General features: G+C 72.1%; 13 protein-coding genes and 1 pseudogene. 5 read left to right on the top strand and 9 right to left on the bottom strand.

Annotation, left to right across the window (positions count from 1 at the left end; all coding sequences use genetic code 11):
• Positions 1-67: 67 nt before the first annotated feature.
• Positions 68-712, top strand: a complete 645-nt coding sequence (locus J4573_RS44115; RefSeq protein WP_243774562.1) for a TetR/AcrR family transcriptional regulator — start codon at positions 68-70, stop codon at positions 710-712.
• Positions 713-769: 57 nt separating this feature from the next.
• On the opposite strand, the gene J4573_RS44110 is transcribed toward J4573_RS44115, so the two are convergent.
• The 3 genes from J4573_RS44110 to J4573_RS44100 form a co-directional block, all read right to left on the bottom strand.
• The gene (locus J4573_RS44110; RefSeq protein WP_208262300.1) at positions 770-2,062 is read right to left on the bottom strand and encodes a cytochrome P450; all 1,293 of its coding nucleotides are present in this window, start codon (positions 2,060-2,062) and stop codon (positions 770-772) included.
• Positions 2,063-2,126: 64 nt separating this feature from the next.
• Positions 2,127-2,813 (bottom strand): phosphatase PAP2 family protein, encoded by a 687-nt coding sequence (locus tag J4573_RS44105; protein WP_208262299.1) that lies wholly within the window; start codon positions 2,811-2,813, stop codon positions 2,127-2,129.
• A 31-nt stretch (positions 2,814-2,844) separates the two neighbouring features.
• Positions 2,845-4,101 carry an LLM class flavin-dependent oxidoreductase gene (locus J4573_RS44100; protein WP_208262298.1) on the bottom strand — a complete coding sequence of 419 codons (1,257 nt, stop codon included), beginning with the start codon at positions 4,099-4,101 and terminating at the stop codon, positions 2,845-2,847.
• A gap of 38 nt (positions 4,102-4,139) precedes the next feature.
• Between J4573_RS44100 and J4573_RS44095 the strand changes: the two genes are divergently transcribed.
• Complete coding sequence (locus tag J4573_RS44095) at positions 4,140-5,582, top strand: serine/threonine-protein kinase (RefSeq protein ID WP_307797404.1); 1,443 nt, start codon at positions 4,140-4,142, stop codon at positions 5,580-5,582.
• A 7-nt stretch (positions 5,583-5,589) separates the two neighbouring features.
• Here the strand turns inward: J4573_RS44095 and J4573_RS44090 are convergent, their stop codons facing one another.
• Together J4573_RS44090 and J4573_RS44085 are read right to left on the bottom strand one after the other, a co-directional pair.
• Positions 5,590-7,437, bottom strand: a complete 1,848-nt coding sequence (locus J4573_RS44090; protein ID WP_208262296.1) for a glycoside hydrolase family 3 protein — start codon at positions 7,435-7,437, stop codon at positions 5,590-5,592.
• A gap of 155 nt (positions 7,438-7,592) precedes the next feature.
• Positions 7,593-8,750, bottom strand: a complete 1,158-nt coding sequence (locus J4573_RS44085; RefSeq protein ID WP_208262294.1) for an AI-2E family transporter — start codon at positions 8,748-8,750, stop codon at positions 7,593-7,595.
• Positions 8,751-8,851: 101 nt separating this feature from the next.
• Between J4573_RS44085 and J4573_RS44080 the strand changes: the two genes are divergently transcribed.
• Entirely contained in the window at positions 8,852-9,283 is a 432-nt protein-coding gene (locus J4573_RS44080; protein ID WP_208262292.1) for an acyl-CoA thioesterase, read from the top strand.
• Positions 9,284-9,464: 181 nt separating this feature from the next.
• Here the strand turns inward: J4573_RS44080 and J4573_RS44075 are convergent.
• Together J4573_RS44075 and J4573_RS54795 are read right to left on the bottom strand one after the other, a co-directional pair.
• Positions 9,465-10,848: pseudogene (locus tag J4573_RS44075) on the bottom strand (aldehyde dehydrogenase family protein).
• On the bottom strand, positions 10,841-11,083 hold the full coding sequence (locus tag J4573_RS54795; RefSeq protein ID WP_243774561.1) for an FAD-dependent oxidoreductase: 243 nt from the start codon (positions 11,081-11,083) through the stop codon (positions 10,841-10,843). Before J4573_RS54795 ends, J4573_RS44075 begins: the two are co-directional and overlap by 8 nt.
• Before the next feature lie 12 nt (positions 11,084-11,095).
• On the opposite strand from J4573_RS54795, the gene J4573_RS54790 reads away from it, so the two are divergent.
• The gene (locus tag J4573_RS54790) at positions 11,096-11,314 is read left to right on the top strand and encodes an acyl-CoA dehydrogenase family protein (RefSeq protein WP_243774560.1); all 219 of its coding nucleotides are present in this window, start codon (positions 11,096-11,098) and stop codon (positions 11,312-11,314) included.
• A 27-nt stretch (positions 11,315-11,341) separates the two neighbouring features.
• Positions 11,342-12,502, top strand: a complete 1,161-nt coding sequence (locus tag J4573_RS44065) for a hypothetical protein (RefSeq protein WP_208262288.1) — start codon at positions 11,342-11,344, stop codon at positions 12,500-12,502.
• 1 nt (position 12,503) lies between these two features.
• On the opposite strand, the gene J4573_RS44060 is transcribed toward J4573_RS44065, so the two are convergent.
• Together J4573_RS44060 and J4573_RS44055 are read right to left on the bottom strand one after the other, a co-directional pair.
• Complete coding sequence (locus tag J4573_RS44060; protein ID WP_208262286.1) at positions 12,504-13,472, bottom strand: ARPP-1 family domain-containing protein; 969 nt, start codon at positions 13,470-13,472, stop codon at positions 12,504-12,506.
• Positions 13,469-14,851 (bottom strand): hypothetical protein, encoded by a 1,383-nt coding sequence (locus J4573_RS44055; protein ID WP_208262284.1) that lies wholly within the window; start codon positions 14,849-14,851, stop codon positions 13,469-13,471. The genes J4573_RS44060 and J4573_RS44055 overlap by 4 nt, the downstream gene beginning before the upstream one ends.
• Positions 14,852-14,885: the final 34 nt, after the last annotated feature.

Here is a 14,885-nt window from a genome sequence, read left to right as displayed (position 1 = left end):
TCCCGTTAACTGAACAGCTGTAGCGCTACGACTGTAAGGCAACGGGCGTACCGATACAATGCCGGTCATGAACGCGATCTCCTCGTCCGACTCCTCGCCGCCGCCCGGCCCCCCGAAGGGGCGGGGCCGCAACCCGCGCGGTCAGGGCGAGCGGTTGCGCGGCGAGATCCTCGAGGCGACGCTGCGGCTGCTGAACGAGCTCGGCGACGACGAGGCCCTGTCGATGCGGGCGGTCTCGCGCGAGGTCGGCATCGCCGCCACCTCGGTCTACATCCACTTCGCCGACAAGGACGAGCTGGTGGTCGCGGCGCTGGAGAGGTGCCATAACGACCTGATCCGCGACCTGGACCAGGCCGAGGCGTCGGCGGTCGATCCGGTGGGCCGGCTACGGGCGCGGCTGCATTTCCTGGGCACGTGGGTGCACGCCAACGGCGGGCTCTACAAGGTTCTGCACGAGAGCGACCTCAACAAGCGCATGCACCTGGCGTTCAAGGAGGAGCTGAACTCGCGCTCGCGTGAAGCCGTTCAGCGCTGTATGGACGCGGGGCTGGCCCCGCCCGACGATGCGGCCGCGGTCGCGCTCGACCTGCGGGCCGCGGTGCACGGCGCGGTGTCGCTGCGCGTCAACTCCCCCGGCAACGAGTTCCCGCCGCTGGAGGACCAGATCGACCGCTTCCTGGTCAAGCTGGTCGGCGTGACCCTCCCCGCCTGACCGCCTGCCCTGGCCACCTACCCCTGACCGCCCGCGCCCGGCCGCCGGCGCCGGCCTCTACGGGGCGGTGAAGGTGCAGGGCAGGCGCTTGTAGCCGTTGATGAACGTCGAGGCCAGCCGGTCGGGCTCGCCGTCGGTGCGGAGGTCGGGCAGGCGGGTGAACAGCTCGCGGAACATCACGGCGATCTCGCGGCGGGCGAGGTTGGCGCCCAGGCAGAAATGCGGTCCGGGCCCGCCGAAGCCCAGATGCGGGTTGGGGTCGCGGGTGATGTCGAACGCGTCGGGGTCCTCGAACACGCTCTCGTCGCGGTTGGCCGAGTTGTAGAACAGCAGGACCTTGTCGCCCTTGCGGTAGAGATGCCCGTTCATCTCGTGGTCCTGAGTGAGGTTGCGGCGGAAGTTGATGACCGGGGTGGAGTAGCGGACGATCTCCTCCACGGCGCCGCCGATCCGCCCGTCGAAGTCCTCCAGCAGCAGGTCGCGCTGGGCGGGGTTGTCGCTGAAGAGCTTGAGGCCGTGGGCGATGGCGGTGCGGGTGGTCTCGTTCCCGGCGACGACCAGCAGCAGGAAGAACGTGCCGAACTCCTGCGCGGTGAGCTTCTCGCCCTCGATGTTGGCGTTCACCAGCGCGGAGGTGAGGTCGCCGGTCGGCTCGGCGATGCGCTCCTTGCCGAGCTTGGCGGCGATCTTGTGGAGCTCGCGGCTGGCCAGGGCGACCTTGGCGAGGCCGATGCCGGTGCGCAGCTTCTTCATCTCGGGGGTGATGCCGGTGAACTCGGCGTCGGAGTTGCCCAGCACGATGTTGGTCAGGCGGATGACGCGCGGGTAGTGGTCGTCGGGGATGCCGAGCATGTCGCAGATGACCTCGACCGGCAGCCGCACCGCGACCTTGGCGACGAAGTCGCCGGGTCCGGTGGCGATGAGCTCGTCGACGATGCGCTCGGCGCGCCTCACCACGTCGTCCTCGGTCTTGCTCAGCATCTTGGGGCTGAACGCGCGCGACACGATCCGCCGGATTTTGGCGTGCCGCGGATCATCCATGTTGATCATGGAGTTGATGTAGCGGTTCAGCCAGCTCGGCGAGTCGATGACGCTGGTCGCGTTCGGCTCACTGGAGAAGATCTTGGGATTGCGGCTGGCCTCGGCGACGTCGGCGTGCCGCACCAGCGCCCAGTAGCCCTTGCCGCGCCCGGTGAACGGGATCGGCGGGTCGGCGTAGAAGCGCGGCCCGTCCTCGCCGCGCAGCACCGCGAACGCGGCGGCGCGATCCTCGAGGCGCCGCAGCCAGAACCTCAGGTCGCTGATGTTGATCTCGTCGTGCGTTCCGCCCGGCCGCGCCTGGATGGCCATCGCCGTACCACCTCACACCGTTGTGCCCGTACGCCCCCATCGTTGGGTAAGCGCTTGGTTACGGTCAATGGTCCGGGGCCCGCTGTGACCCAGCCCACCCCAGGACCAGGACCCTCCCGGTATACCCGAGCAGCACCCCGAGGCCCCATCCGGCGATGGCGTCGGTCGGCCAGTGGTACCCGAGCGCGACCACCGCGACGGCGACGGCGGCGATCAGCGCGTGGACCGCGATCGCCGCGCGCCGCGAGGCGCCGAGCACGGCCAGGATGAAGATCCAGCAGGCCGCGCCGTTGGCGGCGTGCCCGGACGGATAGGACAGGAACCCGTCCTGGAACAGGTGGTCGGTGCCGGTGCGCGGCGGGGTCCGGCCGAAGCCGACCTGCGCCGCGCGGATCACCAGCTCGGTGCCGACCAGCCAGGCGGCGGCGGTCGCCAGCAGCCACAGCACCCGTGGCCAGCCCCGGTCGCGGATCCGCCACGCCGCCCACAGCGCGGCCAGCGCGGCGCCCGTGCCGACCAGCCAGTACTGGCCGCCGTTGACGATCGTCCGCCAGAACCAGTGCCAGGCGCCGGTGCGCGGCGGCAGCCCGCCTGAGAAGATCCAGTCGTCGAAACGCCGCAGCGGCCCGCCGGCCACCACGTCCAGCGTGGTCGCCACGGTGACGGCCGCGGCGACCAGCGGCAGGACATAGGGCCCGTACGGACGCGTGCGGGAGGGAAGGCGCTCACCCCCCGATCGGAGCACCTGCATCCTTCGATCTTGCCTTACGGGACGAGGTGCTTCACCCCTGCGACGCGCCCTCGGCCCCGGCCGATTCCCCGGCCGATTCCCCGGCCGATTCCCCGGCCGTCTCCTTGGCCGTCTCCCCGGCTGTCTCCTCGGCGTGCTCCTTGATCTTGGTCATGATGGCGTCGGTCGCCTGGCCGATGAACTGGGGCCGGTTGGCGGCGGCCCAGTCGCGGCTGGCGGCCAGAGCGGCGGCCGTGCCCTGGAAGGCGGGGGCTACGTGGCGGGCGAACAGCTCGTAGGAGTGGCGGGTGGCGGCGGTGTCGGCCCACTCGTGGCCCATCAGCAGGTACGTGCCGAACCCGCCGGACTGCGCGGTGAGCCGTTCGATCTGGGCGATGGCGTCGTCGGGGGTGCCGATGACGCCGATCCCGGCGGAGTTGATGGCGTCCACGAGCTGGTCGGGGTCCTCGGTCTCGGGAACGATCGGCAGCGCGGCGACCTTCTGGAAGTAGCCGACCCAGTCCGCCAGCCCGTACTTCACCTCCCGCGCGGCCTGCTCGCGGGTCTCGGCGATGTGCATCGGGCCGACCAGCCGCCAGGAATCGCGGTCGGCGACGGTGCCGTACTTGGCGGCGCGTTCCTCCATGACGCCCCAGTGGTAGCCGAGCGCGTCGAACCCGGCGGTCTGGGTGGCGCCCAGCGACAGCAGCGAGCAGCCGTGCCTGGCGGCGGCGCGCGGCCCCGACGGCGACACCATCGCGGCGACGGCGACCTCCAGCTCGTCCTGGTAGGGGCGCAGCTGGGTGCGGGCGTCGCGCAGCTCGAACCAGTCGGTCTTGCGGGTCACCGGCTCCTCGCCGCGCAGCAGCGCGAGCAGCGCCTCCAGGCCCTCTTCCATCATGTCGCGCTGGCGTGCGACCTCGATGCCCATCATGTACGCGTCCGAGGGCAGCGCGCCGGGCCCGACGCCGAGCATCACGCGGCCGCGCGTCAGGTGCGACAGCAGGATCATCCGGTCGGCCAGCATCAGCGGATGATGGTAGGGCAGCGAGGACACCCCGGTGCCGAGCCGGATGTGGCGGGTGCGTTCGGCGGCGGTGGCGATGAACACCTCCGGCGAGGCGATGATCTCGTAGCCGGCGGAGTGGTGCTCGCCGATCCACGCCTCGTCGAAGCCGAGCGCGTCCAGGTGGGCGATGAGGTCGAGGTCGCGTTCCAGGGCCAGGGTGGGGTTCTGCCCGACTGGATGGAACGGCGCGAGGAAGATCCCGAACCGCTGCGGTCCCGGCGTGCCGGTGGGAGTGTTCATGTGGCGTGCCTACCATCCGGACCGGGACAATTCCAGATGTGACGATTCCAGGCGAGACGATCGAACCACTCGAATCCGGCGATCCCGAACAGGTGGGTGACTATCGGCTTCTCGGCCGCCTTGGCGGTGGCGGCATGGGTCAGGTGTACTTCGGGCGCTCGGCGGGCGGGCGTCCGGTCGCGGTGAAGCTGGTGCGGCCCGAGTACGGCGCCGACCGGCAGTTCCGCCGCCGTTTCGCCGTGGAGGTGGAGGCGGCGCGGCGCGTCGGCGGGTTCTTCACCGCGCAGGTCGTGGACGCCGATCCCGACGCCGAACGGCCGTGGCTGGTGACGGCGTACGTGCCGGGCCCGTCGCTGCGCGCGGCGGTGCTGGAGCACGGCCCGCTGCCGGCGTCGACGGTGCGGACGCTGGGCGCGGGGCTCGCCGAGGGGCTGGCCGCGATCCACGAGTGCGGGCTGGTGCACCGCGATCTGAAGCCGGGGAACGTCATCCTGGCCGCCGACGGGCCGCGCGTCATCGACTTCGGCATCGCGCGGGCGCTGGAGGTCACCTCGGGGACGACGACCGGCGCGGTGTTCGGCACCCCGGCCTACATGTCGCCCGAGCAGGCGCGCGGCGAGGAGGTCGGGCCGGCCAGCGATGTGTTCTCGCTCGGCGCGGTGCTGGCGTACGCGGCGACCGGTTCGCCGCCGTTCGGCGACGGCATGCCGACGGCCGTGGTCTACCGGATCGTGCAGGAACGCCCCGACCTGAAGGACGTCCCGCCGGAGCTGGCGGAGGTGGTCGAGGCGTGCCTGACCAAGGATCCGGCCGGGCGTCCCGAGGTCGCCGACGTGCTGGCGGCGTGCGCGTCACCGGGCGGCGGCGAGGGCTGGCTGCCCGCGCCGGTCGACGCCATGGTCACCGCGATCGACGTGCCGGCCGGCCCGCCTGAGGACGCCGAGCCCACCGAACGTCTCGACTCCCCCGAAGCCGACGCTCCCTCCGATCCTCCCGGTGCCGATCCTGCTGAAGCCGAGGCTCGGGCGGGCCGTGGCCTGGGACGGCTGTTCCGGCGGCGCCGTGCCGCCATCCCGCTTCCGGCCGCAGGTTCGGGCGCACGCGGGTATTCGGCGCGGGAGGCGATCGCCGAGGGCTGGAACGGGGTGCCGTGGGGCTCCTCGGTCGCCGATTTCAAGGCGCGCTTTCCCGAGGCGAGCTTTCACAACGGCGAGTGGTGGTGGACCGGGCAAGGCCCCGAGAAGTTCTTCGGGGTCCAGACGCACATCACCCAGTACTCCTTCAACAAGCGCGACCAGCTGTGCATGGTCGCGCTGATCCCCAGCACCGAGGACCGCGACAAGCTAGCGGTGGCGGCGATCAACGAGCTGGGGGCACCGGACGATTCGAGCACCAGCTGGACGATCGGCAAGGTGGAGGTGGCCGTGAAGATCGCGGGCATCGCGGCCACCGTCACCCATCTCGGCTTCGTCGATCAGTAGGTGTCGATCAGTAGCTCAGGCCGTGCCCGAACGGGTAGAGCGCCTTGTCCGGGTCGTCGCGGCTGGGGATGACGACCGGCAGCTTGCCCGCCGGCTTCATCTCGCCGAACAGCACCTTGCCGACCGAGCGCAGCGCTTCGGCGGTGTAGGAGTAGGTGGCCAGGTAGGTGGTGGCCTCGGGGAAGTAGGCGATGTCGTAGGGGTCGCGTGCGGCGATCACCACGACGGGCTTGCCGGTGGCGACCAGGGCCTTGACCAGGTTCATCTGGCCGGGGCCGTTGTGGGGTTCGGCGGGCAGCGACGCCTTGATGTCCCAGGCGCGGTTGGTGACGGCGACGATGAGGTCCTGGTCCTTGGCCGCGGCGACGGTCTGCTGGATGCGTTCGGGGGTGGGGCTGACGCCGCTCTCCTGGACGCCGGCGGTCGCGCCGTGCGCGGTGAAGGTGTCGGCGATGGTCTTGGTGGTGGTCACGCCCCAGCCGGCGACCAGGACCTTGCGCGCACCGGGCTTCAGCGGCAGCAGTTTGGCGTCGTTCTTCACCAGCGTGGTGGTCGGGTCGGTGGCGCGCTGCGCGTCGGCGAGGTGGCGCGGCGTCCCGACCACCTGGTCGATCTTGGATTCGTCGGCGAAGGGGTTGCGGAACAGGCCGCGCTTCTTCTTCAGCGCCAGGATCCGGTAGACCGACTGGTCGATGCGCTTCTCGCTGAGCTCACCGCTGCGCACGGCGTTCACGACCGCGTTCAGCTGGGTGCGGAACACGCCGTTGCCGTTGGCGTCGAACGACGGCGGCTTCAGCAGCACGTCCACGCCCGCCTTGAGCGCCAGGACCGGGACGCGGTCGTCGCCGTACTTGTCGCGCACGCCCTGCATGTCGAGGGCGTCGGTGATGACGACGCCGTTGTAGTGCAGTTTGTCGCGCAGGATCCCGGTGACGATCGGCTTGGAGAGGGTGGAGGGGTCCTCGGAAGGGTCCAGCGCCGGGTAGATGATGTGCGCGGTCATGATGGAGTCGACGCCGCGGGCGATGGCGGCCTTGAACGGCGGCAGGTCGGTCTTCTCCCACTGCGCGCGGGTGTGCTCGACCCTGGGGACGCTGATGTGGCTGTCCAGCGAGGTGTCGCCGTGGCCGGGGAAGTGCTTGACGGTGGCGGTGACGTTCCCGGACCGGTAGCCGTCGATCTGCGAGGTCACGAACTTCGACACCAGGGAGGGGTCGGAGCCGAACGAGCGAACGCCGATGACGGGGTTGGCGGGGTTGGAGTTGACGTCGGAGTCGGGCGCGTAGTCGGTGTTGATGCCGACGGCGCGCAGCTCCTGGCCGGTGATGCGGGCGAGCGTGCGGGCGTCGTTGGGGCGGCGGCCCGCGGCCAGCGCCATGCTGCCGGGCGACTGGGTCGCGGGCGGCTGGAGGCGGGCGACGATGCCGCCCTCCTGGTCGGTGGCGATGGTGGCGGGGATGTGCAGACGGGTGGCCTTGGCTGCGCGCTGGATGCCGTTGGAGAACGCGGCGACCTGCTTGGGGTTGTCGACGTTGGGCGGGTCGGCGGAGTAGTAGATGATGCCGCCGGGCTGGTAGCGGGTGATGAGCTGGGCGGCGTTGTCCAGGCCGTACAGCTTCTGGTTGCGGGCGACGTCGGCGGGGTCGGTGGTGTCGGCGCTCTTGCCGTACACCTGCAGCACGAACAGCTGCGCGGCCTTCTCCTCCAGCGTCATCGACCCGATCATCCGCAGCAGTTGCCGGTCGCCGCCGGGCGGCCGGTCGGCGGTGCCGGCGCGGGCGGCGGCCGGGGTCAGGCTCGACATGGCGAGCGCCGCGATGGTGGCGGCGACGATCGTTCGACGGGGTCGGTGCATGGCTGCTCCCTGCGGTGGCTCCGGCGCCGCCCCCGAACGGCGGAGGACACGACCAAGATCGCGTTTCTGCCGCCACGGTAAGCACGCCGGTCGCCGCCGTCAACGGCAGAGATCGCCATGCTCACCGCCCGCTCACCGCCGGTCGCTCGCCCTGCTCAGTCGTGCTTGCGGGGCCGGAACCGCCACCGGTTCGGCGCGACGGTGGTGAGGGGGTGCTCCTCGACGTCGTAGCGGCGGATGTAGGCCGACAGGAACGCCTGCAGGCTCGCGCCGATCGGCAGGGCCAGCAGCGCGCCGACCGGCCCGATCACGGCGGCGCCGGCGATGACGATGCCGAACGCGACGGCGGGGTGCATGTCGAGGGTCTTGGCGGTGATGCGGGGCTGCAGGACGTAGTTCTCGAACTGCTGGTAGGCGATGATGAACAGCAGCACCCACAGCGCGGTGGAGGGGCTGCGGGTGAGGGCGACCAGGACGGGCGCGGCCCCGGCCATGTAGGTGCCGACGGTGGGGATGAACTGCGACACCACCCCGACCCACAGCGCGAGGGTGAGGGCGTAGGGCACGTCCAGGAACCACATCGCCGCGAAGTGGGCGACGGCGGAGAACAGCGCGAGCAGTGCGCGCGAGTAGATGTAGCCGCCGGTCTTGGTGACGGCGATCTCCCAGGCCCACAGCACCTGGTGCTGGCGGCGGGGCGGCAGCAGCGAGCAGACGGTGCGGCGGAACTGCGGGCCCTGCGCCGACAGGTAGAAGGTGAACAGGACCACCCCGAGGGCCTTGAAGATGACGCCGAACGCGGTGGCGCCGATCCCCCACACGTTCCCGGCCAGGTCCGACAGGTGCTGGGAGACCTGCTCGGTGACGGTCGGCAGCTTGCTGAACAGGGTGTCCTTGGACACGTGCGCGCCGAAGGTGGAGTTGACCCAGTCGATGAGCTCGTCGACGTACTTGGGGAAGCCGTTCACCAGGTTGGTGGACTGGGTGACCAGCAGCGAGCCGAGCACGCCGAAGAACACGCTCGCCAGGACGGCCAGCAGCAGGAACATCGCCCCGGTCGCCACGCCGCGCCGCCAGCCGCGGTCGGCGAGCCAGTTGACGGCCGGTTCGATGGCGAACGCCAGGAACAGCGAGGTGAGCAGCAGGAGCAGCAGGCCCTTGAGCTTGGCCAGCATCCACAGCCCGCCCGCGAACAGCAGCACGGTCGCGGCGGCGAGCATGAACGCCTTGGGCAGCCAGCGCGGCATGGGGGCGGCCTGGTCGCGCGCCGGGTCTGGGGCGTCGGCGGCTGCCCCGTTCGGCGTCTGCTCCATGGCCAGGCACGTTAGCCACGCGCGCGACGGGCGCCGGGCGGCACGCACCGGGGTGACGGCAACCTTTGCCGAGACTTCAGACCGCGCGGGAGGATGCACCCATGGGAGAGATCTTCACGCACCGCCTCCGGGTGCGCTACAGCGAATGCGACCAGCAGGGCGTGGTCTTCAACGGGCACTACCTCTTCTATTACGACGTCGCGGTGACCGAGTTGTGGCGGGAGGCGATCGGCGCCTACACCGACATGGTCGAGCAGGGCTATGACCTGGTGGTGGCGGAGGCGCGGATCCGTTACCGGGAGGGGGCGCGGTTCGACGATCTGCTGGACATCTCGATGCCGATCGCCAAACTCGGCGTCACGAGCATGATCGTGCGCCCGGAGTTCCGGGTCGGGGACCGGCTGATGGCCGACGGGGAGATCCGGCACGTGTTCATCGACCCGACGGCCGGGGGCAAGAAGGAGATTCCGCCGGACGCCCGGGCCGCGCTGGAGCCGTACCTGGTGTCGGATGAGGCTTCGAGCGCGCCGTGAGGCGAGGGGCGGGACGGGCGGCCGGCGCCTCGTCGGGAGCTTGATCGTTTTAGTGACGACTACCCCGGATCTGGAATCGGGTTTTCTACCCGACGTACCCGGCTCAGTTCCCGCATGACGATTCAAGTGGTCCGCACCCGCCCGGGGCAACCGTTTTTCGCGATCGCCGCGAGCGGGGCCGTTACGTGAGCGCCGACATGACGTGCTTGGGGCGGGTGTAATCGAGCAGGCCCGCGATCGACAGGTCGCTGCCGTAGCCGCTGTGGCCGGTGCCGCCGTGCGGCATCTCCGCCACGGTCGTGCCGTGGGCGTTGATCCACACGATGCCGGTGCGCAGGTCGCGGGCGGCGCGCATCGCGCGGGCGTGGTCGCGGGTCCACACGCTCGCGGCCAGGCCGTACGGGCTGTCGCCGGCGAGGGCGAGCGCCTCGGTCTCGCTGCCGAATCGCTGCACGGTGGCGACGGGCCCGAAGATCTCCGACCGTACGATCTCGTCGCCCTGCTCCAGTTCCGTGACGACGGTCGCCTCGTGCCAGTACCCGGGCCGGTTCAGGCGGCGCCCGCCCGCGGCGACCTTGGCGCGGGCGGGGAGCCTGGCCAGCAGCCCCTGGACGCGGGCGAGCTGGTCGGGGTTGTTCACCGGCCCGCACTCCGCCGAGGCGGCTACGGATGCCAGTGCCGACACGAACTCGTCGTGGACGGAGTCGTGGACGAGGACGCGGGAGGGCGCCGTGCAGTCCTGGCCCGCGTTGTAAAACGCCAGCGAGCCCAGGAACGCGGCCGCCTCCCTCAGGTCAGCATCGTCGTGCACGATGACGGGCGCGTTTCCACCGAGTTCCAGATGCAGACGTTTCACCTGCGGGGCGGCCGCGGCGGCGACCTCCTGGCCCGCCCGGACGCTGCCGGTGATCGCGACCAGGCGGGTGAGCGGGTCGGTGACCAGGGCGCGGCCGGCCTCCCGGTCGCCGCACACCACGTTCACCAGGCCCGGCGGCAGTTCCCGCGCGGCGAGGCGGGCGAGCAGAGCGGCGGTCGAGGGGGTGGTCTCGGCGGGTTTCAGCACGACGGTGTTGCCGGCGGCCAGCGCCGGGCCGATCTTCCACGCGGCCATCATCAGCGGGTAGTTCCACGGCGTGATCTGCGCGCACACCCCGATCGGCTCGCGGCGCAGCATCGAGGTGTGGCCGGGGGTGTACTCCCCCGCGGGTGATCCGGGCAGAGCGCGGGCGGCGCCGGAACTTCAGGCAGTCGATGATCGCGGGCGGTTCGTCGGCCGCGAAGCGGTCCTTGCCGGTGCCCGCGACCTCGGCGGCCTCGAACGCGGCGGCGTTGTCCTCGATCAGCGAGGCGAGCCGCAGCAGCGCGTCCTGGCGCTGCGCCGGGGTGCTGTGCCGCCAGCTCTCGAACGCCGCCTCGGCGGCCTGGCAGGCCTGCGCGACGTCCGCCTCGCCGGACCGGGGCGCGGTGCCGTGCAGCACGCCCGTCGCCGGGTCGATGAGCGGCATCGTCTCGCCCGAACGGGCCGGGAGCTCCCGGCCGCCGATGACGTTGACGAGGTCAGCCATGCTTCACTACCTCGGCGGCGGCGCCGCGTCCGGTGCGGACGGCGCCCTCCATGTAGCCGGCGACCCACTGGTCGGAGCCGCAGATGTAGAACGGCGGCTCGTGCGCGCCGTGGGCGGGGCCGACGGCCATGAGGTCGCTGGGCGCCCATTGGGTGACGTAGCCGCGCGTGTAGGGGTCGGTGCCCCACAGCCGCAACCACACGCCGAGCGGCTCGAGCGCCTGGTCGCCGTGCACGCCAAGGCGTCGATGGCGAAACTGTCGTCGTCGGAGGCGGCCGGGCGGGTCGTCGACCGGTGCGTGCAGATCTTCGGGGGGCGCGGTTATGACCGCGACTGCCCGGTCGAGCGGCTCTACCGGGAGCTGCGTGTGGACCGCATCTGGGAGGGGACCTCGGAGATCCAGCGGCTGATCATCGCCGGGGAGCTGCGCAAGCGGGGGCTGGGCTTCCTCAACCTGCCCGCTTAGCCGGTTTCGTCCCGCTATTGTCGGCGCGTGCGTCACCACCCTGCCGCGCCGCTGCTGATCGCTTCCCTGGTCGTGCCCTTGGCCTTGGCCGGGTGCGGCGGTGGTGGAGGACGGCACGCGTCCGCGACGCCCGCGCCGTCCTCCCCCGCCGCCCAGGCGATTCCGCCGACGCCGTCCGGCACGCCGACGCTCAAGGTCAAGCGCGCCTACAAGCCGTTCAGCGCGGGCAACCCGGGCGGGCACGCCTCGGTGCCGGCCGAGGCGCGGCCCGCTGACGTCTCGCATCCGGCGACGGTCATCGGCAAGGGCGGCCCGCGCGACTGCACGTCGGCGGCGGTCGTGGCGGCGGTCGCCAAGGGCGGGGTCATCACCTTCGACTGCGGGCCGAAGCCGGTCACCATCACGATGACGGCGACGGCGCGCGTGGTGAACAGCCGCGCCCGCGTCGTCCTGGACGGCGGCGGGCTGGTGACGCTCAGCGGCGCGGGCCGACGCCGTGTCCTCTACATGAACACCTGCGACAAGGCGCTGGGCTGGACGACCTCGCACTGCAACGACCAGTCCACCCCGCACCTGACGGTGCAGCGCATCGCGTTCTCCAGCGGGAACTCCACGGGCGAGAAGGCCGAGGGCGGTGGCGGCGGGGCGGTCTTCGTGCGGGGCGGCCGGTTCAACATCGCGGGCGCGCGGTTCACCGGCAACCGCTGCGACTCGACCGGCCCGGACCTGGGCGGCGCGGCCGTGCGGGTGCTGGACCAGTACCACGGGCTGCCCGTGTACGTGGTGGGCAGCACGTTCGCCGGCGGTGTGTGCTCCAACGGCGGGGCGCTCAGCAGCATCGGGGTGTCGTGGTCGGTGCTGAACAGCGTGCTGACCGGCAACCAGGCGATCGGCCGGGGCGCCAACCCGGCGCGGGGCGGCACGCCGGGCGGTGGCAGCGGCGGCGCGATCTACGCCGACGGCAACCGGTTCACCGTGCGGGTGGCGGGGTCGGTGGTGACCGGCAACCGCGCCGCCGAGGGCGGCGGCGCGATCTTCTTCGTCAGCAACGACCTGACCGGCACGCTCGCACTGGAGTCCTCGCGCCTGACGGGCAACCCGAGCGCCGGTTTCCAGACGGCCGGTTTGCCGGGCGTCTTCTACCGGGGCTCGGGCCGCCCGCACGTGTCGGGAACGACCCTGCGCTGACCTATGCGCCGGTCCGGGCGAACAGTGAGGCGTAGACGGGCCGGTCGCCGTCGGTGACGACCTGCCCGGCCAGGTGCGCGCCGGTGACGGTGGACAGCCGCAGGTCCAGGTAGCGTTCCTCCTCGCGCAGCGTCACCGGCTCGGCGGGCAGGCCGGCCAGCGCAACGGCGATCTCGTTCATGCGCTCGGCGCGGTCGCCCTCCAGCGCGGCGCGCAGCCCGGCCAGGCCAGCGCCGTCCTCCACCTCGTACGGGACGGCTTGGGCGGCGGCGGGCTCGGCGCGCCAGGCGGCGGCGCCGTAGGCGAAGCAGACCAGCGCCATCCACACCTCGGCGAAGTAGACCGGGTCGGGTGCCAGCTCCAGGCCCGCGAACCGGCCGTTCAGCAGGAACACCGCGCCCAGCTGGCCGTCCTGCAGCTCCAGGCGGCTCTGGAACTGGGTGAGGACGGCGCGCTTGCGCGACAGGATCTGCTCCAGGTGGCCGCGCCGAGCCAGCCCGTAGGAACGGTTGAGGTCCGCGATGTCGTCCCACAGCTTGGCGTAGTCGTGCACGCCCCGCAGCTCCAGCGCGCGGGCGCGCAGTTCGGCGGGCAGCACGAAGAACCACTGGTCGCGTTCGGCGAGGTAGCCGCCCTGGCTCTCCTGCACGCAGCAGGCGTCCTCGAACATCAGCGCGGCGCCGGGGGCGATGAACGCCGAGCGGCACAGCGCGTGGTTCTGCGCGGCGTCCTGGATGTAGCCGATGTGCAGCGGCACGATGGCGACGCCGTCGCCGCCGTTGCGCAGCTCCACGCGGCCGTAGCCGGCGACGCGGGTCAGCTTGAGGCCGCCGCGCGGCGGGGTGATGCCGGGGTGGGCGGGGCCGGTGATGGGCACCATGGTGAGCGCGCCCGCCCGCTGCGGGACGCCGAGCCGGTGGCCGGTGAGGTCCAGGGCGCCGGGGGCCAGGCCCTGCAGTGCGGTGGTCATGCGGCGATCCCTCCGATCCGTGCCGCCTGGTGGTCCAGGTCGTCCAGCCGTGCCGCCAGTGCGGCGCGCAGCCAGGGGGCGCCCGCCGCGCAGTGCCCGAACATCCAGGGCAGCAGTTCGGCGAAGTCGTCCTGGTGCCAGAACCCGCGCTGCGGCAGCGCGGGCGCGGGGCGCCGCAGGGTGAGGTCGTCGGCGCCGGTGAACAGCGCCGTGCACAGCACCAGCGGGGTGGCGATCCCGGCGCGCGGCAGCGTGGCCGCGACGCGGGCCAGGTCGCCGGGGAACAGGTTCTCGTAGCCGTCGGAGACGACCGCGACCAGGTCGGGGCCGGTGGCCAGGGCGTCCAGGACGCCGGTGGCCAGGTCGGTCGCGCCACCGGCCGCCCTGCCGGCCGCGCTGCCGGTCTCGATGACCTCCAGCCGGTCGCAGATGCCCGCCAGCACCATCCGCAGCGCGGCGGCCTGCGACAGCAGCGCCCATTCGCGGTCGCCGTAGCCGCGCATCGACGGCGACACGTCCAGCACGAGCGCCACGCTGCCCTCAAAGCGGGGGTAGGCGGCGGTCGCGGCGCCGACGTAGCGGCCCAGCGCCGCCTCCAGCTCGCCCGCGCCGCCCGCGCCGCCCGCGGCGCCGCCGGGTTCGCCCGCTGCGCCGCCTCGGTACAGGTGGACGAGGGTGGCGGCGATGTCGCCGCGGTTGGTGGTGGTGACGATCGGCTCGCGTTCGCGCCGGGCGTCCAGCGGCAGCACCGGCTCGTACGGGATGTACGCGGTCTCGTCGGCCGCCTCGTACAGCGCCAGCACCCGTGCCGGTGCCGGGGCGGTGCCCGCCAGGAAGCGCAGGAGGCGGCGGCGCAGGTATTCCGAGCCGGTGTCGCCTGCCTGGATGCGGCGGGCGCAGCCGCGCGCGGTCGCCTTGCCGAGGGCGTGCTCGAAGCAGTCGGCGAGGGCGGGGCGGCGCGCGGCGATGAGGGTGTCGGCCTCGGGGTGCTCCAGCACGAAGCGCAGGACGGCGCGGGTGGTGTGCTTGTGGTTGGCGCGCAGCCGCCGCAGCGCCAGCAGCACGGTGATGACTGCGGCGGGCGGCAGCGCCAGGGTGAGCACGTGCGCGACCCGGGCGAGGGTGTGGCGGGCGGGTTCGTTCAGCCCGGCCTGGGTGGCGGCGAGGATCTGCAGCAGGACGCGGGCGCGCTGCCAGGGCAGCACGCCGGGCGCCAGGCCGAGCAGCGCGTAGCCCTCGGGGTCGGTGGTGTAGGCGGCGCGGTGCAGGTCCGCGTCGTCCCAGCACAGCGTGCCGCCCCGGGGAAGGGCGAGCGGGCCGTCGTGGGTCTCCAGGTGGGCCAGGAGCGCCGGTGTGGTGAGGGGGGTCGGGGTTTCCATGATTGTGCCTCCGCAATCATGGAGTCTAAGAATC

It is taken from the genome of Actinomadura barringtoniae (assembly GCF_017573505.1).
GTDB lineage: Bacteria > Actinomycetota > Actinomycetes > Streptosporangiales > Streptosporangiaceae > Spirillospora > Spirillospora barringtoniae.
The sequence above is the reverse complement of the archived record's forward strand: the minus strand, read 5'-3'. Positions and strand labels throughout refer to the sequence as shown.